Source organism: Streptomyces kaniharaensis (genome assembly GCF_009569385.1).
GTDB classification, from domain to species: domain Bacteria; phylum Actinomycetota; class Actinomycetes; order Streptomycetales; family Streptomycetaceae; genus Kitasatospora; species Kitasatospora kaniharaensis.
Genome location: NZ_WBOF01000001.1, coordinates 970940 through 991928, shown reverse-complemented (window position 1 = coordinate 991928; position 20989 = coordinate 970940). Strand labels below are relative to the sequence as shown.

Below are 20989 nucleotides of genomic sequence, written 5' to 3'. Positions count from 1 at the left end.
CAGGGCGTCAGTTGTTCAAATTCGAACTCCAAGGTACGGTCGAGAAGCGCCGGTTCAAATTTGAACAACAGCGCGGGGCGTCCCGCGCCCGGCCGCACCACGACATCCCTGCGACACCACATTCCTGCGACCGACCTCGATCGATGGAGACGCGCATGCCGAGCGGCAGCCCGAGCACGACCGCCCCCACCACCACCGTCCACCCGGGCCGGGTGACCCCCGGCTCGGCGGAGACCTCCCCGCACGCCTACGACGCCGGACTCCTGCTCCTGCGCCTGGCGCTCGGTCTGACCATGGCCGCGCACGGCAGCCAGAAGCTGTTCGGCTGGTTCGGTGGCGGCGGGATCGACGGCACCGGTCGGTTCTTCACCATGAGCGGCTACCCGGCGGGCGACACCATGGCCGTCGTCGCCGGCCTCACCGAGACGCTGGGCGGGCTGGCGCTGGCCGTCGGCCTGCTCACCCCGCTGGCCGGCGCCGCGATCGTCGGCACGATGGTCAACGCCATCGCCGTCACCTGGGGTGGCGGCTTCTTCGCCCCGAAGGGCAACGAGTACGAACTGCTGCTCACGGCCGGCGCCGTCGCGCTCGCCCTGACCGGCCCGGGCCGCTACGCGGTGGACCGCTTCCTGCCGGTGCTCCGCGCGCATCGCCTGGCGTACGGTGCGGCTGCCGTCGTGATCGGCCTGGCGACCGCGGGCGTCGTCCTGCTGTTCCGCAGGTAGAGCAGCCAACTGGCTTGCTGTGAGGCCGTGGTGACGATCTGTCGCCACGGCCTCGCCGTCGTCTTCCGGCCTGACGGGCCGTCGCCCGAGGGGTTCCCACCGTCATGTGAAGTGTGTCATTGTACATGTCACACTCCCCACCGTGTGTACGGCGGAGCCGCCCCACGGCGCCGTCGCCAACGGTCCTCGCCCCCACCGGCCGCACCCCCAACGCGGCCGACGACGGCCCGGAGGCCCCCACGTGAGTACCGCACGTCTGCTGCGACTGCCGCAGCTGGCGCGACTGTTAACGGTCGCTCTGATCCTTGTGCTGGCGATCGGCCTGCTCGCCCCGCGCGGCCAGGCAGCGCCGCTCCCCACCGGCCCGAACCCCGCCGCCCCGAATTCCGTCGGCGCGGCACCCCAGCCCGGCCTCGGCGCCGCAGCCAACGGCGACGGCGAGCAGGCGCTCGTCGGTGCCGACCGGCGCGCCCCGCTCGCCCTCGACCCCGCACTGCCGTCCGACCGCTCGCCGGACCAGCCCGCACCTGCCAACGCGCCCGCCAAGGCCCTTGGCGCCGCAGCTGCGGACGCGCCGGCGTGCAACGTCGGCGACTTCACCGGCCGTACCGGCGACGCGCTCGTGCAGCAGATCAAGTCCGTGGACCTCGGCTGCATCAACCAGCTGTTCCAACTCGTGGGCACGGACGCGTACAACGCCTTCCGTGAAGCCCAAATGGACACCGTGGCCTACGCGTTGCGCGACGCGGCGGGCAGCTACCCCGGCGACAACAGCACCTCCGTCGGCCAGCTCGTGCTCTACCTGCGGGCCGGCTACTTCGTGCAGTGGTACAACCCGGCCGTGGTCGGCCCGTACGGCACCGCGCTGCAGACCGCGATCCGCGCCGCGCTGGACGCGTTCTTCGCCAACTCCCACGCGTGGGACGTCACTTCGAACAACGCCGGGACCCTGGGCGAGGCCGTCACGCTGATCGACAGCGCGCAGGAGAACATCCGCTACCTGTCCGTCGTCAAGCGGCTGCTGACCGACTACAACAGCGCCACCTGGAACCCGGCCGGCCTGGCCTGGGCGGTCAACCCGGCGTTCACCGTACTGTTCCGCGGCCACCAGCTGGCGGACTTCCCCGCCGCCGTCCAGGCCGACCCGAGCGTGCTGGACGCGCTGTACGGCTTCGCCTCCCGCAACAGCGACCTGTTCAGCGGCAGTTACCGCCCGCTGCCCTACAACGCCGACCGCGAGCTGGGCCGCTTCCTGAAGTACCCGGTGCTCCAGGCCAAGGTCCGCCCCCTTGAGCAGGCGCTCGCCGCGCAGTCCTCGCCGGGCGGTGCCAACGTCTACCAGTGGGCCGCCGTCGCCGAGATGGCCGACGCCTACGACACCGGCAACTGCGCGTACTACGGCACCTGCGACAACGCGAACCGCCTCAAGGCGGCCAACCTGACCGTCTCGTCCACCTGCAGCCCGAGCATCCGGATCCTCGCCCAGGCGCTGGACGCCGGCCAGCTGGCCACCGCCTGCACCAGCCTGAACGGCCAGGACGCCTACTTCCACGCCGTCGTGCGCGACAACGGCCCGGTGAAGGACGACCACAACACCACCATCGAGGTCGTGGTGTTCCACTCCTCCTTCGACTACGGCGCGTTGGCCGGGATCCTCTACGGCATCAGCACCAACAACGGCGGCATGTACCTGGAGGGCGACCCGGCCAAGCCCGGCAACCAGCCGCGCTTCGTCGCGTACGAGGCCGAGTGGGTCCGCCCGGCGTTCCAGATCTGGAACCTCAACCACGAGTACACCCACTACCTCGACGGCCGCTTCGACATGTACGGCGACTTCAACGCCGGCCAGACCACCCCGACGGTGTGGTGGGTCGAGGGCTTCGCCGAGTACGTCTCCTACTCGTACCGCAAGGTGACGTACGACGCCGCCATCGCGGCCGCGGCCCGGCACACCTACAAGCTGAGCGACCTGTTCGACACCACCTACAACAACGCCGACCAGGAGCGGATCTACCGCTGGGGCTACCTCGCCGTCCGCTACATGCTGGAGCAGCACCGCGCCGACGTGGACGCCGTGCTGGCCAAGTACCGGGTCGGCGACTGGGACGGCGCCCGGACGCTGCTGAAGACCACCATCGGCACCCGCTACGACGCCGACTTCGACACCTGGCTGACCGGGTGCGCGAACGGCGCCTGCGCGACCACGCCCACCGTCCCGTCGCTGCCTGAGTGCACCGGCGCCGACACCCGGCAGCTGGACAAGAACTGCGCCCGCAGCAACGTCTCCGCCACGACCGGCAACTACGCGCACTTCTACGTGCTCGTCCCGGCGGGCATCCAGCAGCTGAAGATCACCACCGGCGGCGGCACCGGCAACGGCGACCTGTACTACAACCCGAGCAGCTGGGCCTACACGAACGCGTACACCGCGCGCTCGGCGGGCCCGGACAACAGCGAGACCCTCACCGTCGGCAACCCGCCCGCCGGCTACGTCCACTTCAGCCTCTACGCCCAGCAGGGCTTCAGCGGGGTGAGCGTCACGAGCGAGTTCTGAGCGGGACGGCTCGGACGGCGAGGAGGCCGTCCGGGCCGACCGGATGAGCCCGGGGCGCGCCCGTGCCCCGGGCTCATCCGCCGATCCGCACCAGTGCCAGGGTGATGTTGTCCGGCCCGCCGGCCTCGATCGCGGCCTTCCACAGTTCGAAGGCGGCCTTGCCGTCCGCCTGCTCCTCGCCCTCGTCCGATCGGGCCAGCAGAGCGGCCAGTTCGTCCTCCGGCACCGGATCGGTCAGGCCGTCGCTGCACACCAGGTAGCGGTCGCCGGCCGCCAGTGGCGTGGCGCGCACGTGCGGCTCGACGAAGGTCAACCCGAGCGAGCCGCCCAGCGTCTGGGTGACCATCGAGGTGACGCGCCGGCCGGGCGGCAGCGGCGGACTGTCGTCCACGCTCACCCGGCTCAGCCCCTCCGCGGTGACCCGGTAGACCCGGCTGTCGCCCACGTTGAAGGCCACCACCTGCTCGGGCAGCAGCACCAGGCCGGCCACCGTGGTGCCCATCGCGGCCAGCTCCGGAGCCTCGGCGGCGGCCGCGTACACCGCGTGGTTGCAGTCCTGGAGTTCGGCCCGGACGGCCTCCTCGCCGTCCAGCCCGGGCCCGTCCGCGGCGAGCCGCCGGGCCACCAGGGCGCTGGCCACCTCGCCGCCGGGATGGCCGCCCAGACCGTCGGCGACCGCGACCACGCAGGGCGGGCCGAGCGGGAAGAGCAGGGTCTGCGGATTGGTGGTCACGGTCGCACAGAGCGTCCACGGCCCGACCGTCAGGCTGTCCTCGTTGTGCTCGCGCACCAGGCCCTCGTGGCTCAGCGCGCTCACCGCGATGTACGGCGCCATCGGCTCGCCGCCTTTCGGGAGCTCTCCTCGCTTCCATTGTCGGCGCGAACGGGCGGGCGCGAATTCCGGCCCGGCGGCCCGCCTCGTCCACACGTCGTGGTCCGTCCGGACCCGCCGGAACCGGGAAGGGTACTGAGTTCCTTTACCAGGGGTACTGAGTGCCGTATTCTCTCGGTGGAGCCTCTGACGCCAGTCGAAGAGAGCCGACACGGTATGCCGGTCCAGGTGGCGCCTGCGGCGCGCATGGCGCGGCCGGGCCGAACCTGGCACTCAGTACCCTCGGCATGACCTGAGGCCAAGGATCCAGTGCACCCGTGACAGGAGAACCGCTCATGAGCTTGAGGATCGTCGTCTGTGTGAAGTACGTGCCGGATGCGACGGGTGACCGTCGGTTCGCGGACGACCACACCACCGACCGGGAGGGCGTGGACGGCCTTCTGTCGGAGCTGGACGAGTACGGCGTGGAGCAGGCGCTGCGGATCGCGGAGGCGAACGAGGGCGCCGAGGTGACGGTGCTGACGGTCGGGCCGGACGACGCGAAGGACGCGCTGCGCAAGGCGCTGTCGATGGGTGCGGACAAGGCCGTGCACGTGAACGACGACGACATCCACGGTTCGGACGTGATCGGGACGTCGGCGATCCTGGCGAAGGCGCTGGAGCGGACCGGGTTCGACCTGGTGATCGGTGGCATGGCGTCGACGGACGGTTCGATGGGTGTGCTGCCGGCGCTGCTGGCGGAGCGTCTGGGCGTGCCGCAGGTGACGCTGCTGTCCGAGGTGTCGGTCGAGGGCGGTGTGGTCAAGGGCCGTCGCGACGGTGACGCGGCGACCGAGCTGGTCGAGGCGGCGCTGCCGGCCGTGGTCTCGGTGACGGACCAGTCGGGTGAGGCCCGCTACCCGTCGTTCAAGGGGATCATGGCGGCGAAGAAGAAGCCGGTGGAGTCGCTGGACCTAGACGACCTGGGCATCGAGGCCGACGAGGTCGGTCTGGCCGGTGCGTGGACGGCGGTCGAGGCCGTGGCGGCGCGTCCGGCGCGCACCGCGGGCACGGTCGTCAAGGACGAGGGCGAGGGCGGCAAGCAGCTCGCCGCGTTCCTCGCGGACCAGAAGTTCATCTGAGCCGCCCCCACCCCCCGACCCAGCGAAACACGGAGACATTGAGCAATGGCTGAGATTCTCGTTCTGGTGGACCACGCCGACGGTGTGGTCCGCAAGCCGGCCCTGGAGCTGCTGACCCTGGCCCGCCGCATCGGCGAGCCGTCCGCCGTCGTCCTGGGCGCCGGTGCCGCCGCCGCCGACATCGCCGCCAAGGCCGGCGAGTACGGCGCGGCGAAGGTGTACGTCGCCGACGGCGCCGAGTTCACCGACCAGCTGGTCGTCCCCAAGGTGGACGCCCTGACCCAGATCGCACAGGCCGCCTCCCCGGCCGCCGTGCTGGTCACGTCCTCCGGCGAGGGCAAGGAGGTCGCCGCCCGCGTGGCGCTGCGCCTCGGCTCCGGCATCATCACCGACGCGGTGGACGTCCGCGCCGGCGCCGAGGGCCCGGTCGCCACCCAGTCGGTGTTCGCCGCCTCGTTCACCGTCGACTCGCGCGTCGGCAAGGGCGTGCCGGTCATCACCGTCAAGCCGAACGCCGTCGCCCCCGAGGCCGCCCCGGCCGCCGGCGCGGTGGAGAACGTCACCGTCGCCTTCACCGGCAACGCCGCCAAGGTCACCTCGCGCACCCCGCGCGTGTCCTCGGGCCGCCCGGAGCTGACCGAGGCCGCCATCGTGGTCTCCGGTGGCCGCGGCGTCGGCGAGGCCGCCGGCTTCGGCGTCGTCGAGGAGCTCGCGGACGCGCTGGGCGCGGCCGTCGGCGCCTCGCGTGCCGCCGTCGACGCCGGCTGGTACCCGCACAGCAACCAGGTCGGCCAGACCGGCAAGCAGGTCTCGCCGCAGCTCTACGTGGCCAACGGCATCTCGGGCGCCATCCAGCACCGGGCCGGCATGCAGACCTCGAAGACCATCGTGGCCGTCAACAAGGACCCCGAGGCCCCGATCTTCGAGCTGGCGGACTACGGCGTGGTCGGCGACCTCTTCGCCGTCCTCCCGCAGCTCACCGCCGAGGTGAAGACCCGCAAGGGCTGATCCGCCCCGAGCAGACAGTGAGGGCGTGGCACCGGGTACCCGGTGCCACGCCCTCCGGCGTTTCTCGTGCTGCTCTGGGACGGTGCTCCGCGACGCTATTCCGCGAAGGCCGCGAGGTGCTGCGTGAAGCCGCCCTGGGTCGGCGGCAGCGGGCGCGGCTCGGCGGGCTGGACCGGCTGCGGCTCCTCCACCGGCAGCAGCCGCAGCTCCGGGTGCTCGGAGTCGGGGGAGGACAGCAGACGGACCCTGGTGCCCACCGGCACGGTGCTTCGCAGCCCGTCGACGATGCACCACACGTCGAAGCCCTCGGCCATCCGGATCAGCGACTTCTGGCGAGCCAGCGGCGTCCTGGCCTGCTCGACCGCGCAGCGCCGCACCACGCCGGTGCCCTCGCTGGGCTCCAGCCGCAGGTCGGTGGAGCCGCAGGTGGGGCAGAGCAGCCGCTGGAAGGTGGGGTTGCCGCACCACGTACAGCGCTGGAAGTACAGCGTGGTGCTCTCGGTTTCGGTGTCGATGGCTGAGTGGACCACGCTGTCATCTCCCTGCACTCGGACCGGACTCGTTCGGCCGAAGCCCGGCGCGGCGGGCGGCGGAGCTCGGCAGAAAAAGGATAGGGAACTCAGTGCCGCCATGTGAAGGCACTGAGTTCCCTTTTTGCTGCACGCATGCATAATGAAGGGTACTGAGTACCGTCAGTACCGCCGCGAAACAGGAGTGCCGATCATGAGCCAGGACTTCGATCTCTTCCGTGTCTCCGAGGAGCACGAGATGCTCCGTGAGGCGGTGCGCGGGCTGGCCGAGGCGAAGATCGCTCCGTTCGCGGCGGAGGTGGACGAGCAGGGGCGGTTCCCGCAGGAGGCGCTGGACGCGCTGCAGGGCAACGACCTGCACGCGGTGCACGTGCCGGAGGAGTACGGCGGTGCGGGGGCGGACGCGCTGGCGACGGTGATCGTGATCGAGGAGGTCGCGCGGGTGTGCGCGTCCTCGTCGCTGATCCCGGCGGTGAACAAGCTGGGGTCGCTGCCGGTGCAGCTGTCGGGCTCGGAGGAGCTGAAGGCGAAGTACCTGGGGGCTCTGGCGCGCGGGGAGGGGATGTTCTCGTACTGCCTGTCGGAGCCGGAGGCGGGCTCGGACGCGGCGGGGATGAAGACCCGGGCGGTGCGGGACGGGGACTTCTGGGTGCTGAACGGTGTGAAGCGCTGGATCACCAATGCGGGTGTGTCGGAGTTCTACACGGTGATGGCGGTGACGGATCCTTCGATGCGGTCGAAGGGGATCTCGGCGTTCGTGGTGGAGAAGGGCGACGAGGGTGTGTCGTTCGGTGCTCCGGAGAAGAAGCTGGGGATCAAGGGGTCGCCGACGCGTGAGGTGTACTTCGACAACGTGCGGATTCCGGCGGATCGGATGATCGGGGCGGAGGGCACCGGTTTCGCGACGGCGATGCGGACGCTGGACCACACGCGGGTGACGATCGCGGCGCAGGCGATCGGTATCGCGCAGGGTGCGCTGGACTACGCGAAGGGGTATGTCCAGGAGCGCAAGCAGTTCGGGAAGGCGATCGCGGAGTTCCAGGGCGTCCAGTTCATGCTGGCGGACATGGCGATGAAGCTGGAGGCGGCGCGGCAGCTGACGTACGCGGCGGCGGCGAAGTCGCAGCGCGGGGACGCGGATCTGACGTTCTTCGGTGCGGCGGCGAAGTGCTTCGCGTCGGACGCGGCGATGGAGATCACCACGGACGCGGTGCAGCTGCTCGGCGGGTACGGGTACACGCGGGACTACCCGGTGGAGCGGATGATGCGGGACGCGAAGATCACGCAGATCTACGAGGGCACCAACCAGGTCCAGCGCATCGTCATGGCCCGCAACCTGCCGTAGGTCCGGCGCCCCGAACGGCCGGGCCGGCCGTTCGGGGCCGATGCTATGTTCCGGGAATGAGCGAGAAGGAAGAGCAGGACCTGCCCATGAACGACGGTCCCTCGAAACCGGCGATGCGCGAGGCGCTGGTCGCCGCGGCCTTCGAGCTCTTCCTGGAGCGCGGCTTCGAACAGACCACCATCGACGACATCGTCTCCCTCGCCGGAGTCGGCCGGCGCTCCTTCTTCCGCTACTTCCCGGCCAAGGAGGACGTGGTCTTCCCCGACCACGAGCGCGGCCTCGCCGACATGACGGAGTTCCTGGAGTCCGGCACCGGCGAGGAGGACCCGGTCAAGCACGCCAGCGACGCCGCCCGCCTGGTCCTGCGGATGTACGCCGAGCAGCCGTCCTTCTCCGTCCAGCGCTACCGGCTCACCCGCAAGGTGCCCGGCCTGCGCGCGTACGAGCTGTCGGTGGTCTGGCGCTACGAGCACACCCTCGCGCACTACCTGCGCGGCCGGTTCGCCGACCGCCCGGACGGCGCGCTGCGCGCCGACGTGATCGCCGCCGCCGTGGTCGCCGCGCACAACCACGCCCTGCGCACCTGGCTGCGGTCGGGCGGGGAGAGCGACTGGGTGGCCGAGGTGGAAAGCGCCATGGCCTTCGTCACCGGGACGTGGAGCGACCGCCCGGCCGAGGGCGCCGCGGACGGCGGCGAGCCCGGGGCGGACGAGGTGGTCGTGCTGGTCGCCAGCCGCCGGGCGCCGCTGTGGCGGATGGTCCAGGGCATCGAGAGCGCGCTGGGGGAGTCCCGGAAGGTCTAGCCGCCCCACCCGGACGGCTCAATCCGTCTCCCGCGCTGCGTGGTTGACGGCCCGGGCGCCGTGCCGGGCGCCGTGCCCCCGGCCAGACTCGGTCGCAGGACGGGGCCGGGCGGCCCCGGGAGCGCGAAGGAGCGGCCATGCCGGGGACGCCCCAGCAGCAGAGCGGTGGTCCGACGCTGCACGAGGTGCTGCTGCGGAAGGGATACTTCGGCCTGCTGCTGATCGCGGCGCTGGTCGGCATCCCGGTCTCGCTGGCCGCCTTCGGGTTCGTCAGCCTGGAACACCAGCTCCAGCACTGGGTCTGGGAGAGCCTGCCGGACGCCGCCGGGTTCAGCCGCGCCCCCTGGTGGTGGCCGATGCCCGCCCTCCTGCTGGCCGGACTGCTGCTCGCCCCGGTCGTCACCCGGCTGCCCGGGCACGGCGGGCACATCCCGGTGGTCGGGTTCGGCGGCGGGCCCAGCCTGCCGCGGGACGTCCCCGGCGTGGTGCTCGCCGCGCTCGCCGGTCTGCCGCTCGGTGTGGTGCTCGGCCCGGAGGCGCCGCTGATGGCGATGGGCAGCGGCCTCGCACTGCTCGCGGTCCGCTCCGCCCGGAGGACCGAACAACCCCAGCTGGTGCGGGTGTTGGGCACGGCTGGCTCGGCGGCGGCGATCTCCACCATCTTCGGCAGCCCGCTGGTCGCCGGCGTGATGATGATCGAGGCGGCCGGGCTGGGCGGCCCGCGGCTGGTCGCGCTGATCCTGCCGTGCCTTCTCGCCAGTGGCGTCGGCGCGCTGGTCTTCACCGGCTTCGGCCACTGGACCGGGCTGTCGATCGGCGCGCTCGCGCTGCCCTCCGTCCCGAAGACCGGCATCCCCGACCCCGGCGACTTCCTCTGGGGCATCCCGCTGGCCGTCACGATCGCCGTGGTCTCCGTGGCCGGACAGACGTTCGGCCGGCGGGTCAAGGCGTACACCACGGGCGACCCGGACGGGCCCCGGCCGCGGCCGACCGCCCGGCAGACGGCCGTCCGGACGGTGCTGTGCGCGGTCGCGGTCGGTGCCTGCCTCACCGCGTACGCGCTGCTCACCGGCCGCTCGCCCGAGGAGGCCGCGCTCTCCGGGCAGGCCACCCTGAGCACGCTGGCAGCCGACCCGGCGGCCTGGCCGATCGGTGCGCTGCTCGCGCTGGTGCTGTGCAAGGGAGTCGGCTGGGGCATCGCGCTGGGCAGCCTGCGCGGTGGACCGATCTTCCCGGCGATCCTGCTCGGCGCCGCCCTCGGCGTGGCCTGCGCGCCGCTGCCCGGCTTCGGCACCGCGTCCGCCCTGGCCGCCGGACTGGCCGCCTCCGCCGCCGCCGTCACCCGCCTGCCGCTCAGCAGCACGGTACTGGCAACGGCCCTGCTGGGCGGGGAGGCGGCGAACGCGATGCCCCTGCTGATCGTCGCCGCCGTGACGGCCTTCATCACCGGCGAGCTGCTCCGCAGCCGGGCCGGGCGCGCCCCCGTACCGTCGGACCGCACGGCAGCCGAGGTCGGCTGACCCGGGTCGCCGGTCGGTCTTCGGCGGCTACCAGGCGGCGAGGCGTCAGGAGCCGACTGGATTCCGTCGATCGGACCCGAAGTGTCGCCGTCTGCGGATACCCTCACCTGTGTCTGGCCATTGGTCAACGCCGGTATCTGATAAGCGAGATTGCAGGGCGACAGCTGGAGCTCCGCTGTCGTCGGCAGCGCGTTGGTGTGCGGCGGAACCAGTCCGCCGGTGACGTTGGCGAGCCGGAATGATCCACCCCTTGGTGTCCGGTTCGGCTGCTCCCGCACGATCACGTACAACGCGAAGTGCGGGCCAGGATTGCTCCTGACCCGCACTTCCTCGCCGACGATGTCGGCGAATGGCTGGTGTCCGAGGGGGGACTTGAACCCCCACGCCCGATAAAGGGCACTAGCACCTCAAGCTAGCGCGTCTGCCATTCCGCCACCCGGACGGGGTGTTGCCTTTGCGGCTTTCGATCTTCCGTCGGCCGCGCTGACAGATGTAACTGTAGCAAAGATCGGCTTGGGGTCCCAAAACGGCTCCGGGTGGGGGAGCAGGGCGGTGGCGGGGGCAAGGGGTGGTGTGCGACGGGGGCGTGACCAGGGGGTTTCGGGCCGGTGCGGGGGGTGGATCCGGGTGGCGGCTGGGGGGAGGATGAGCGGACGTGCTCGTACGGCCCGGGTGAGGTCCTGGGGGTGGCGCGCTGGTGCGCCGGTGCGGGCCAGAGACGAGGAGTGACCGTGAGCGAGCGGAGCGAGTCGGCGGCGTCGAAGGTGACGGCTGAGTCGGAGGTCGCCGGGATCTGTCGTGATCTGATCCGGATCGACACCAGCAACTACGGTGACGGCTCCGGCCCGGGGGAGCGCAGGGCGGCCGAGTACGTGGCCGAGCAGCTCGCCGAGTTCGGGGTCGAGCCGCAGATCTTCGAGTCGACCAGGGGGCGGGCCTCGACCGTGGTCCGGATCGAGGGCGAGGACCGGTCCCGCCCGGGCCTGCTGATCCACGGCCACACCGACGTGGTGCCGGCCAACGCCGCGGACTGGACGTACGACCCGTTCGGCGGGGAGATCGCGGACGGCTGCGTCTGGGGGCGCGGCGCGGTGGACATGAAGGACATGGACGCGATGACCCTCGCCGTGGTCCGCGACCGCCTGCGCACCGGGCGCAAGCCCCCGCGCGACCTCGTGCTGGCCTTCCTCGCGGACGAGGAGGCGGGCGGCACGCACGGGGCGCGGTTCCTGGTGGACAAGCACCCGGAGCTGTTCGAGGGCGTGACCGAGGGCATCGGCGAGGTCGGCGGCTTCTCCTTCACGGTCAACGACCAGGTCCGGCTCTATCTGGTGGAGACGGCCGAGAAGGGCATGCACTGGATGCGCCTGACCGTCGAGGGGCGCGCCGGGCACGGCTCGATGGAGAACGACGACAACGCCATCACCGAGCTGTGCGAGGCGGTCGCCCGGCTGGGACGGCACAACTTCCCGCTTCGGATCACCAAGACCGTCCGGGCGTTCCTGGACGAGCTGTCGGACGCGCTCGGGGTCGAGCTGGACCCGGAGAACATGGACGAGACGCTGCGGGTGCTCGGCGGCATCGCCAAGATGATCGGCACCACGCTGCGCAACACCGCGCAGCCGACCATGCTCGGCGCCGGCTACAAGGTGAACGTGATCCCCGGTCAGGCCACCGCGCACGTGGACGGGCGCTTCCTGCCCGGCTACGAGGAGGAGTTCCTGGCCGAGCTGGACAGCGTGCTCGGCCCGCGCGTGAAGCGGGAGAGCCTGCACTCGGACCGCGCGATCGAGACCAGCTTCGACGGCGCGCTGGTCGAGGCGATGCAGACGGCACTGCGGGCGGAGGACCCGATCGCCCGCGCGGTGCCGTACTGCCTGTCGGGCGGGACGGACGCCAAGTCGTTCCAGGACCTCGGGATCCGCTGCTTCGGCTTCGCGCCGCTCCAGCTGCCGCCGGAGCTGGACTTCGCCGGGATGTTCCACGGGGTGGACGAGCGGGTGCCGGTCGACGGCCTGAAGTTCGGCGTGCGCGTGCTGGATCGCTTCATCGACGCCTGCTGAGCACACGCGCCGACGGCCCGTTCCCGGGATGCCCGGGGGCGGGCCGTCCGCATTGTCCGAGCTGATGATTATGGACAGGGCGGGAGAGATCGACAGAAACGATTCCGCACGAGATTAGGCGTCGATCGTCTGTACGAGGCATCACCGTTGCGGGTGAATGGCAAATCTGTTCCGTACCCCGTTTGCCACACCCTCGTTCATTCCAGTGCAGCCCGCCGAACGAGCTGCGTTGTACATACAGGAGGAATGATGAAGGTCAAGAAGATCGCCGCCGTCGCCGCCGCCACGAGCGGCCTGGTGCTCGCAGCCGCCGGTGTCGCGTCCGCTCACGGCGGTGCCGATGCCCAGGGTGTGACCGCCGGCTCCCCGGGTGTCGTCTCGGGCAACCAGGTCCAGGTTCCGGTGAACATCCCGGTCAACGTCTGCAACAACACCGTCAGCGTGATCGGCATGCTGAACCCGGTGTTCGGCAACCACTGCGGCTGAGGCTGAACGCTTGGCCCCCGGTGGCGGAAACACCGCTGCCGGGGGCATTTGCATGTCCGGCGACGTGCCGCGAGCGTGCGTGCGGCATGCGGAGCGGCGTGTCCGGCGATGTGCCCGGCGTCGCTCGATCGGGTGAAGCCGGTTCGCTCGGCTCAACCTCCGCCCGGCTGAGTCGTTGAGACCTGTGCAGTCGAGGACCTTGCTGGATATTCGGAAATTCCGACTTTCGTAAGGTCGTCACGTCGTCTCGAAATCTCAGGGGAATACATGAGGAATGTAGCCAAGAAGGGGATCCTCACGGCCGTGGCCACCGGCAGTGTCCTGGCCTCGACCGCCGGCTACGCCTACGCGGCCGATGCGCAGGGGACCACCACCGGTTCGTCGGGCGTCGTCTCCGGCAACCAGGTGCAGGCGCCGCTCGAGGTGCCGATCAACGTGTGCGGCAACACCGTCGACGTGATCGGCCTGCTCAACACGTCCCACGGCAACAGCTGTGCCGGCGTCAACGGCCACTCGGGAACGGGCGGCAGCGGCACCGGAAGCAGCGCCTCCGGCAGCAGCGGCACCGCGAGCAGCGGCGACAGCGGTACCGCCAACGGCTCGTCCGCCTCCGGGGCGTCGGCCTCCGGCGTCGCGGCCGACTCGCCCGGGGTGGCCTCCGGCAACAGCATCCAGGCCCCCGCGCACGTCCCGGTCAACGTCTGCGGAAACTCCGTGAACGTCGTGGGCCTCGGCAACGTGCCCGTCGGCGACGCCTGCGGCAACGTCGCGCCGCCGGCCCCGAGCACCCGGCCGACCGACGACTGCCCCGAGGACAACCACACCTCGGTGCCGCCGTCCACCTCGCCGTCCACGCCGCCTTCCACCCCGCCGCGGACCAACGGCGAGCCCACCACGGTCGGCGGCCGTACCTCCGACCCGACCACCGGCACCACGCCGACCGCCTCCACCCCGGCCGCTCGGGCCTCCGACAACGGCGGCCCAAGCAGCCACGCCGTCCCGGCCTCCACCCGCAGCGGGAGCGCGGCCACCGACGCGGCGGGCGGCCAGCTGGCCTCCACCGGCGCGGGTGACGTCGAGATGCTCGGCGCCGCCGGTCTCGCGCTGCTGCTCGGTGGCGGCGTGCTCTACCGCCGCGCCCGCGCCGGCGCCCGCTGAGCGGTCGCCCAGGGAACGGAACGCGCCCGCGGCCTCCGGATGAACGGACGGCCGCGGGCGCGTGCGCTTTCGGCGCGAATTCCCGCACCGGGACGGGCGGGTCGGCCCGTCACCAGTTCCGGATCTGCCGGATGATCCGCCGCCGCAGCCGGACCGTCCGGCTCCCGTCCGGGAACAGCCTCAGCCGGTCGAGCTCCCAGTGCCCGTACTCGGCGTGCTCGGTGAGCAGTTGGCGCGCCGCGTTGCGGGTGGTGCCGCGTGGCATGCGAAGGGACTGGTACTCGTACTCCGGCTGCCGGACCGGCTTCGGTGGGGTCAAAACGCTCCTCCTGAGGATCACCTGCACGCAAGCCTACGGCCTGCCACGGACGGTGGGCCCGGGTATTTCCGGCCGTCCTCCCCGCCCCGGGAGCCACGGAGAGCGACCGAACCGCATCGAGAGCCGCCGTGAGCGGTCGGCGAGCCAGGACGGACCGGACACGTCTCTGACAGTTCATCAGTTCTGTTGCTCGTGTGGACGGGATACCCCGATCCGGGCGCACCAAGCGGTCGCCGGACGGTCGGGCCACCCCCTCCGCGCGCCTCGCGCGCCGGGTCCGCGCGGGGACAGAACCGCCTGGATCGGACATCAGGGGGGAAGTTGCGGTGAAATCGCGGGTGTAGGTGACAACCGCTGTGCGTACCGACACCGCGGGGAGATAGCGTCTGCACCATGTCTGATGCCGCGCAGCCCACCATTGCCGAGGTACGCGCCGCCGCCGAGGCGGTCAAGGCCGCCATCGACCGTCATCTGGAAGCGGTGTCAAGCCCCAGCGCAGCGGATGATCCCGCTGTGTCCGCCGCCTACGAGCAGCTCGCGACGGCGGCCATCGCCTACGACCAACTCCTGTACGAGGCCTACGACGAGGTCACCCCGTTCGAGGTCCCCGGGGACGAGGGCCCCGGGGGCTACCACGGCCCCGACCAGCCCGAGGCGATCAGCGTGCTGATCCGCCGCGACTACCACGTCGCCGATCCCCAGCGGCTGCGCGCCCAGGCCGAGCGGCTCGATGCGTCGTTGACCCCGGGCGGCGCCGGCGCGAGCGGGGTGAACGCCGCGATCGGCGTGCTGTTCGGCGAGTACGAGCCGGACGAGATCGCCGCCCGAAGTGAGGAGTTCGGCCTGGAGGAGGCCGACTCGACGCTCTGGGTCGCGGCGGCCGAGCCGACCGAGCCGGGGGAGTGGCTGCCGGAGCCCTTCGACCACGCCGATCCGCAGCTGCTGATCTGCCGGTTCGACGTGAGCGAGGTCTACGACGACGAGGACCTCGACGACTGACGCGGTCCGGAACGCGGCGGGCGGCCCCACGTGTCGTGGGGCCGCCCGCTTTCCGTGTCCGGAGCCGTCAGTACGCCGAGGCCGCGTTCTCCGCGAGGATCGCCCGCAGGCGGGTGGTGCGCGGCTGCGCCGGGCGCTCGGCGACGGCCTGGGCGAGCGCGGGGCCCGCCGCGTGCACCACGGACAGGTGCCGCTCGCCGCGGCCGAACGCGGTGTAGACCCACTGCCGGGTGAGCGCCGGGGCGGCGTCCTCCGGCAGCACGACCACCGCGCCGGGCCAGCGCCGGCCGAGCGCCTGGTGGACGGTCAGCGCCCATCCGTGCCGCAGCCGGGCCGCCTCGGCGGGCGGGACGGTCCGGTGCGTGCCGTCCGCGTACTCCAGGTGCAGGCCGGTGGCGTCGCCGTCGAGCACCCGGGCCGGGCGGGTGATGCCGGGGGCGGGGGAGTCGACCACCCGGTCGCCGGGGTCGAAGCCGCCGAACCGGCCGGGGCCGGGGTTGAGCCGGGCCTTGGCGGCGGCGTTGAGCGCCCGGGTGCCGGCCGCGCCGCCGTGGCCGGGGGTGAGCAGGACGACCTGCTCGGCGGGGATGCCGAGGGCGCGGGGGATGGAGTCGGTGAGCAGCTGGATGGCGCGGTGGACGGCCTCGGCGCCGTCCCTGGCGGTCAGGATGACCACCTCCTTGTCCGGCGCCTCGACCTGCTGGAGCTCGCCGATGCCGACGCCGGATACCAGCTCGCCGATCGGGCCGAAGTCGGGGGTGCGGGAGGCGACCGCCGGGCAGGCCTTGGCGGCCAGCAGGTCGGCGAAGAACCGGCCGGGGCCGGCCGACCAGAGCTGGCCGGGGTCGCCGCTGAGCACCAGCCGGGTGCCGTCGGCGAGCGACTCCAGGACGGTGGCGGCGAGTTCGACGTCCAGTAGCGGTGCGTCGAGGACGACGAGGAGGTCCAGGGCGAGCGTGCCGTCGGGCGAGCGGCCGGGGCCGGCGGTGCCGGACAGCAGCTCGGCGAGCGTGACCACGGGGGTGGGGGAGCCGGCGGGGGCGGCGAAGGAGTCCCGGCCCTGGTCGGTCCAGGTGGCGGCCCAGCTGCGAAGCCCGAGGCCGGAGGCGGCGGTGAGCAGTGCGGCCGGCTCGGCGCGGGCCGCCTCGCCGCCGGTGTGCAGCACGAGGGCGCTGTCGGCGACGGCACTGATCAGCGCGGTGGCCGAGGACGACGGTGCGGCCTCGGCGGCGGCCGCCCATGCGGATGGGCCGGGGGCGGCAGGAGCCTCGGCCCCGTCGCCGTTCCCGGCGGAGGCCTCTTCGGAACCTTCTTCGGAACCTTCTCCGGAACCTTCTCCGGAACCTTCTCCGGGAGCCTCGTCGGGCTCCGTCCCCGGCACGAAGGTGGACATCAGCCGGACCAGCCCGTCCGCGAGGCTCTCCTCCGCGAGCGCCAGCCGCTCCAGCGCGAGCAGCGTCCGGGTCGGCGGCTCCTCGTCCTCGTCGCCGCCCCCGGCGGCGTGTGCCCCGGGGCCGGTCAGCTCCTCCTGGAAGGCCATCGCCCGACCGTCCAGCACGGCCGCCTGGATCGCGGCGGCGGAGTCGGGCAGCCCGAGGCGGTCGAGCCCGGCCGCGATCTCGGCGATCTCGACGGCGGAGTGGCCGCGCAGCGCCGACTGCTCCAGCAGCCACGGCACCAGCGCCTGGGCGCGGCGCGGGTCGCCGGGGCCGGCGGCGGGGCCGAGCAGGCCACGGGCGAAGCCGTCCGCCTGCTCGGGCCGGACGCCGGGCAGCCCGAGGACCGCCCACGGGTCGGAGCGCAGCTGTTCGGCGGCACCGTCGCCGAACTCGGCCACGGCGGCGGCCGCGAACTCGGCGGGGGCGCCACCTGCCGTGAGCACCTCGGCGGTGTCGCGCAGCGCCTGCGCACGCTGCTGGTCGAGCTCCGCAGCGGACGGTGCCGGCGCGGCGGCCGGAACGGCGGCCGGAACACCCTCGGGCGCGGAGGACTGCGGCCCGACGCTTCGGATCTTCTGCGCCAGCTCGGCGATCGCCGCGGCCTTGTCCACCGGTTCCGCCGTGCCAGACGTGCCAGCCGTGCCCGCCGAGGTCTCCTCCGGAGCGCCGTTCTCCGTGTCACTCATCGTCCGCTCCAAGGGTCACTCCACTGCGTGTTCGTCAGGACAAGGGGCTACAGCTCGCTCCACCCCTGGTCCGGGTAGCGGTGCACCGGGGACGAGATGTCGTCCAGCGCGCCGCGGATCTCTTCCGGAAGCGTAAGGGCCTCCACTGACAGCGCCGCCTGCAGCTGCGCGACCGTCCGGGCCCCGACCAGCGCACTCGCCACCCCGGGCCGGTCCCGCACCCACGCGAGGGCGACCGCGAGCGGCGTGCTGGCCAGACCGTCCGCGGCGGTGGCGACGGCGTCGACGATGCGCCGCGAGCGCTCCCCGAGGTACGGCTGGACGAAGCCGGACAGGTGGGCCGAGGCGCCGCGAGAGTCCTGCGGGATGCCGTGCCGGTACTTGCCGGTGAGCACCCCGCGCCCGAGCGGCGACGAGGCGAGCAGCCCGACCCCCGTGTCGAGGGCGGCGGGCAGCGCCTCGCGCTCGATGCCGCGCTGGAGCAGCGAGTACTCCAGCTGCGCCCCGGCGATCGGCGTCCGCCCGTGGTGGGCGTGCTGCCAGGTGGCGGCCTTGGCGAGCTGCCAGCCGCTGAAGTCGCAGATCCCGACGTACCGGGCGCGCCCGGAGGCGACGGCGATGTCGAGGGCGCTGAGCGTCTCCTCGACGGGGGTGGCCGGATCGAAGGCGTGCATCTGCCACAGGTCGACGTAGTCGGTGCCGAGCCGGCGCAGCGAGGCGTCGAGGGCGGCGAGCAGGTGGCCGCGCGAGCCGTCGAAGCGGCGGGCGGAGTCGGGGACGCTGCCGGCCTTGGTGGCGATGACCAGTTCGGAGCGGGGGACGAGATTGTCGGTGAGGCGGGAGATCAGGTACTCGGCGCCGCCGTCGGCGTACACGTCGGCGGTGTCGACCAGGTTGCCGCCGGCGTCGACGAACTCCTTGAGCTGCTCGGCGGCCTCGTGTTCGTCGGTGTCGCGGCCCCAGGTCATGGTGCCGAGGCCGAGCCGGGAGACCTGTAGGCCGGTACGGCCGAGGTGACGCTTTTCCATCGGACGGGCCCTCCACTGGCCGGTGGCCCCGGGTGCCCCGGTAGCCCTCTAAACGCGCAGGTGGGGAGAGGATTCCGCAGAGGGCTCCCCACGTCGGCTGAGCGTAGCGGCCGGTGCACGGGCAGGTGCGCAGACCCGCAGAACGATCACCGGGGGAGGACGGGCCCGGTGTGACCCAGCCCACGACTACCGGTCAGTAGCATCACCGTGGGACGCCCGGCTACCCTCACCACCAAGCCCACCGACTGGAAGGTTCGGCACATGCGACTCGGCATCAACCTCGGCTACTGGGGACTCGGCATGGACGCCGACAACATCGCCGTGGCCCAGGAGGCGGACCGGCTGGGCTACTCGGTCTGCTGGGCGGCCGAGGCGTACGGCTCCGACGCTGCGACCGTGCTCAGCTTCGTCGCCGCGAAGACCGAGCGGATCGACGTCGGGTCGGCCATCTTCCAGATCCCGGCCCGCACCCCCGCCATGACGGCGATGACCGCCGCCACCCTGGACACCCTCTCCGGCGGCCGGTTCCGGCTCGGCCTCGGCGTCTCCGGCCCGCAGGTCTCCGAGGGCTGGTACGGCGTCAAGTTCGACCAGCCGCTCGCCCGCACCCGCGAGTACGTGGAGATCATCCGCAAGGCGATGTCCCGCGAGCGCCTCGTCCACGAGGGCGCGCACTGGACGCTGCCGCTGCCCGGCGGGCCCGGCAAGCCGATCAAGCTCACCGTTCACCCGGTGCGCGAGCACATCCCGCTGTACATCGCCGCGATCGGCCCGAAGAACCTGGAGCAGACCGGCGAGATCGCCGACGGCTGGCTCGGCATCTTCTTCTCGCCCGAGCACGCCGCGCTCTCCCTCGACCCGCTGAAGGCCGGGCGCGCCCGGAACGGGCAGACGCTGGACGGCTTCGACCTCTGCCCGACCGTCAACGTCGCGGTCGGCGAGGACATCAAGGCCGGCGTCGACTCGCTGCGCTCCTACGCCGCGCTCTACATCGGCGGCATGGGCAGCAAGGAGAAGAACTTCTACAACCAGCTCGCCCGGCGGATGGGCTACGAGCAGGCCGCCGACGAGGTCCAGGAGAAGTACCTGGCCAAGGACTACGCCGGCGCCGCCGCGGCCGTCCCGCACGACCTGATCGACGCCACGGCGCTGATCGGCGACACCGCCCGGATCGCCGACCGCATGCAGGCCTACGCCGAGGCGGGCGTCACCACGCTCACCCTGGCCCCGGGCGGCTTCACCCTGGACGAGCGGATCCGGGCGCTGCGCACCGGCGTCGAGGCGCTGGAGCGCGCCGGGGTGGCCTGACCGCGCCGCGGCACCACGGGCGGGCGGCCCTACAGCCAGTCGTGCCGCTTGAAGATCCGGTGCAGCACGACGCACACCGCCGCCATCAGCCCCAGCGCCGCCGGGTACCCCCAGGGCTGGTGCAGCTCGGGCATGTGGTCGAAGTTCATCCCGTAGATGCCGGCGATCATCGTCGGCACCGCGGCCAGCGCCGCCCAGGCCGAGATCTTCCGCATGTCGTTGTTCTGCTGCACGCTGACCTGCGCCAGGTTGGCGCTGAGGATGTCGGACAGCAGCCGGTCCATGCCGTCCACCTGGTCGTTCACCCGGGCCAGGTGGTCGGCGACGTTGCGCAGGTAGGGCAGCGCCTCGGGGCGGACGAACGGGGCGCCGTCGCGCTCCAGGCGCAGCATCGGTTCCAGCAGCGGCACGGTGGCGCGGCGGACGGTCATCACCTGGCGTTTGGAGCCGTAGATCCGCCCGGCGATGTCGGGGCCGACCCGGCTGGGGGCGAAGAGGTCGGCCTCCAGGTCGTCCAGGTCGGTCTGGAGGGCGGCGGCGACCTCCATGTAGCCGTCCACCACGGTGGCGCAGACCGAGTGCAGCACCGCGCTCGGCCCGTACGCCAGCAGCTCGGGCTGCTGTTCCAGCCGGGCCCGCAGGCCGCTGAGCGGGGTGTCCTCGCCGTGCCGGACGGTCAGGACGAAGTCGGTGCCGACGAAGACCATCACCTCGCCGCTGGTCACCGCGTGGGCGCCGGGGTGGTAACCGAGCGTCTTGAGCGCGACGAACAGCGAGCCCTGGTAGGCCTCGATCTTGGGGCGCTGGTGGGCTCGGACGGCGTCCTCGGCGGCCAGCGGGTGCAGCGCGAACTCGCTGCCGACCTGGTCGAGTTCCTCGGCGGTGGGCTCGAACAGGCCTATCCAGACGAAGCCGCCCGGGCCGGCCGACCGGGCGGCGGCGAGGGCGCCGGCGGGATGCGAGAGTGTCTCGACCCGGCGGCCGTCGCGGTAGATGGCGCAGTGGACGATCATGTCGGACATTCTGACCTGTCGGCCCCTGCCGGGCTCGGACCCGGGGCCCCTG

General features: G+C 72.3%; 18 protein-coding genes and 1 tRNA gene. 12 read left to right on the top strand and 7 right to left on the bottom strand.

Annotation, left to right across the window (positions count from 1 at the left end; translation table 11 throughout):
* The first annotated feature begins 155 nt into the window (after positions 1-155).
* The gene (locus tag F7Q99_RS04480; RefSeq protein WP_153460151.1) at positions 156-725 is read left to right on the top strand and encodes a DoxX family protein; all 570 of its coding nucleotides are present in this window, start codon (positions 156-158) and stop codon (positions 723-725) included.
* 241 nt (positions 726-966) lie between these two features.
* On the top strand, positions 967-3279 hold the full coding sequence (locus F7Q99_RS04475; protein WP_326846261.1) for a collagenase: 2313 nt from the start codon (positions 967-969) through the stop codon (positions 3277-3279).
* Positions 3280-3352: 73 nt separating this feature from the next.
* Here F7Q99_RS04475 and F7Q99_RS04470 read toward each other — a convergent pair whose 3' ends face one another.
* Entirely contained in the window at positions 3353-4114 is a 762-nt protein-coding gene (locus tag F7Q99_RS04470; RefSeq protein WP_153460150.1) for a PP2C family protein-serine/threonine phosphatase, read from the bottom strand.
* Positions 4115-4446: 332 nt separating this feature from the next.
* Here F7Q99_RS04470 and F7Q99_RS04465 point away from each other — a divergent pair, with 332 nt between their 5' ends.
* Positions 4447-5232, top strand: a complete 786-nt coding sequence (locus F7Q99_RS04465; RefSeq protein ID WP_153460149.1) for an electron transfer flavoprotein subunit beta/FixA family protein — start codon at positions 4447-4449, stop codon at positions 5230-5232.
* Positions 5233-5277: 45 nt separating this feature from the next.
* Entirely contained in the window at positions 5278-6240 is a 963-nt protein-coding gene (locus F7Q99_RS04460; RefSeq protein ID WP_153460148.1) for an electron transfer flavoprotein subunit alpha/FixB family protein, read from the top strand.
* Between the two features lie 95 nt (positions 6241-6335).
* On the opposite strand, the gene F7Q99_RS04455 is transcribed toward F7Q99_RS04460, so the two are convergent.
* Positions 6336-6770, bottom strand: coding sequence for a Zn-ribbon domain-containing OB-fold protein (locus F7Q99_RS04455; protein WP_153460147.1), 435 nt, complete (start codon positions 6768-6770; stop codon positions 6336-6338).
* 193 nt (positions 6771-6963) lie between these two features.
* Here F7Q99_RS04455 and F7Q99_RS04450 point away from each other — a divergent pair, with 193 nt between their 5' ends.
* From F7Q99_RS04450 to F7Q99_RS04440, 3 genes are all read left to right on the top strand, one after another.
* Positions 6964-8115: an acyl-CoA dehydrogenase family protein gene (locus tag F7Q99_RS04450; RefSeq protein ID WP_153460146.1), complete on the top strand. Its 1152-nt coding sequence runs from the start codon at positions 6964-6966 to the stop codon at positions 8113-8115.
* Between the two features lie 113 nt (positions 8116-8228).
* Positions 8229-8918, top strand: coding sequence for a TetR family transcriptional regulator (locus F7Q99_RS04445; RefSeq protein WP_153465795.1), 690 nt, complete (start codon positions 8229-8231; stop codon positions 8916-8918).
* Positions 8919-9055: 137 nt separating this feature from the next.
* Positions 9056-10438: a chloride channel protein gene (locus F7Q99_RS04440; protein WP_153460145.1), complete on the top strand. Its 1383-nt coding sequence runs from the start codon at positions 9056-9058 to the stop codon at positions 10436-10438.
* 354 nt (positions 10439-10792) lie between these two features.
* Here the strand turns inward: F7Q99_RS04440 and F7Q99_RS04435 are convergent.
* A tRNA-Leu gene (locus F7Q99_RS04435) sits at positions 10793-10880 on the bottom strand.
* Between the two features lie 289 nt (positions 10881-11169).
* On the opposite strand from F7Q99_RS04435, the gene F7Q99_RS04430 reads away from it, so the two are divergent.
* The 3 genes from F7Q99_RS04430 (at position 11170) to F7Q99_RS04420 (ending at position 14145) form a co-directional block, all read left to right on the top strand.
* Positions 11170-12501 (top strand): M20/M25/M40 family metallo-hydrolase, encoded by a 1332-nt coding sequence (locus F7Q99_RS04430; protein ID WP_326846260.1) that lies wholly within the window; start codon positions 11170-11172, stop codon positions 12499-12501.
* 249 nt (positions 12502-12750) lie between these two features.
* A complete protein-coding gene (locus F7Q99_RS04425; protein ID WP_407697740.1) occupies positions 12751-12987 on the top strand; it encodes a chaplin in 237 nt (78 codons plus the stop codon).
* A gap of 267 nt (positions 12988-13254) precedes the next feature.
* Positions 13255-14145, top strand: a complete 891-nt coding sequence (locus F7Q99_RS04420) for a chaplin (RefSeq protein ID WP_153460143.1) — start codon at positions 13255-13257, stop codon at positions 14143-14145.
* A 109-nt stretch (positions 14146-14254) separates the two neighbouring features.
* Here the strand turns inward: F7Q99_RS04420 and F7Q99_RS04415 are convergent, their stop codons facing one another.
* Complete coding sequence (locus F7Q99_RS04415; protein WP_153460142.1) at positions 14255-14464, bottom strand: DUF5703 family protein; 210 nt, start codon at positions 14462-14464, stop codon at positions 14255-14257.
* A gap of 393 nt (positions 14465-14857) precedes the next feature.
* On the opposite strand from F7Q99_RS04415, the gene F7Q99_RS04410 reads away from it, so the two are divergent.
* Positions 14858-15463 (top strand): hypothetical protein, encoded by a 606-nt coding sequence (locus F7Q99_RS04410; RefSeq protein ID WP_153460141.1) that lies wholly within the window; start codon positions 14858-14860, stop codon positions 15461-15463.
* Between the two features lie 67 nt (positions 15464-15530).
* On the opposite strand, the gene F7Q99_RS04405 is transcribed toward F7Q99_RS04410, so the two are convergent.
* The gene (locus F7Q99_RS04405) at positions 15531-17588 is read right to left on the bottom strand and encodes a helix-hairpin-helix domain-containing protein (protein ID WP_153460140.1); all 2058 of its coding nucleotides are present in this window, start codon (positions 17586-17588) and stop codon (positions 15531-15533) included.
* 47 nt (positions 17589-17635) lie between these two features.
* Positions 17636-18616, bottom strand: coding sequence for an aldo/keto reductase (locus tag F7Q99_RS04400; RefSeq protein WP_153460139.1), 981 nt, complete (start codon positions 18614-18616; stop codon positions 17636-17638).
* A gap of 261 nt (positions 18617-18877) precedes the next feature.
* On the opposite strand from F7Q99_RS04400, the gene F7Q99_RS04395 reads away from it, so the two are divergent.
* Positions 18878-19924, top strand: coding sequence for an LLM class F420-dependent oxidoreductase (locus F7Q99_RS04395; protein ID WP_153465794.1), 1047 nt, complete (start codon positions 18878-18880; stop codon positions 19922-19924).
* A 29-nt stretch (positions 19925-19953) separates the two neighbouring features.
* On the opposite strand, the gene F7Q99_RS04390 is transcribed toward F7Q99_RS04395, so the two are convergent.
* Positions 19954-20946 carry a magnesium and cobalt transport protein CorA gene (locus F7Q99_RS04390; protein ID WP_153460138.1) on the bottom strand — a complete coding sequence of 331 codons (993 nt, stop codon included), beginning with the start codon at positions 20944-20946 and terminating at the stop codon, positions 19954-19956.
* Positions 20947-20989 lie beyond the last annotated feature (43 nt).

Excerpts from the sequence above, each read along its gene's own strand:
- F7Q99_RS04470 (WP_153460150.1), bottom strand. The coding sequence starts at position 4,114 with ATGGCGCCGTACATCGCGGTGAGCGCGCTGAGCCACGAGGGCCTGGTG.
- F7Q99_RS04420 (WP_153460143.1), top strand. The coding sequence starts at position 13,255 with ATGAGGAATGTAGCCAAGAAGGGGATCCTCACGGCCGTGGCCACCGGC.
- F7Q99_RS04445 (WP_153465795.1), top strand. The coding sequence starts at position 8,229 with ATGCGCGAGGCGCTGGTCGCCGCGGCCTTCGAGCTCTTCCTGGAGCGC.
- F7Q99_RS04410 (WP_153460141.1), top strand. The coding sequence starts at position 14,858 with ATGTCTGATGCCGCGCAGCCCACCATTGCCGAGGTACGCGCCGCCGCC.
- F7Q99_RS04390 (WP_153460138.1), bottom strand. The coding sequence starts at position 20,946 with ATGTCCGACATGATCGTCCACTGCGCCATCTACCGCGACGGCCGCCGG.
- F7Q99_RS04465 (WP_153460149.1), top strand. The coding sequence starts at position 4,447 with ATGAGCTTGAGGATCGTCGTCTGTGTGAAGTACGTGCCGGATGCGACG.
- F7Q99_RS04400 (WP_153460139.1), bottom strand. The coding sequence starts at position 18,616 with ATGGAAAAGCGTCACCTCGGCCGTACCGGCCTACAGGTCTCCCGGCTC.
- F7Q99_RS04480 (WP_153460151.1), top strand. The coding sequence starts at position 156 with ATGCCGAGCGGCAGCCCGAGCACGACCGCCCCCACCACCACCGTCCAC.
- F7Q99_RS04460 (WP_153460148.1), top strand. The coding sequence starts at position 5,278 with ATGGCTGAGATTCTCGTTCTGGTGGACCACGCCGACGGTGTGGTCCGC.
- F7Q99_RS04425 (WP_407697740.1), top strand. The coding sequence starts at position 12,751 with ATGAAGGTCAAGAAGATCGCCGCCGTCGCCGCCGCCACGAGCGGCCTG.
- F7Q99_RS04440 (WP_153460145.1), top strand. The coding sequence starts at position 9,056 with ATGCCGGGGACGCCCCAGCAGCAGAGCGGTGGTCCGACGCTGCACGAG.
- F7Q99_RS04405 (WP_153460140.1), bottom strand. The coding sequence starts at position 17,588 with ATGAGTGACACGGAGAACGGCGCTCCGGAGGAGACCTCGGCGGGCACG.
- F7Q99_RS04450 (WP_153460146.1), top strand. The coding sequence starts at position 6,964 with ATGAGCCAGGACTTCGATCTCTTCCGTGTCTCCGAGGAGCACGAGATG.
- F7Q99_RS04395 (WP_153465794.1), top strand. The coding sequence starts at position 18,878 with ATGCGACTCGGCATCAACCTCGGCTACTGGGGACTCGGCATGGACGCC.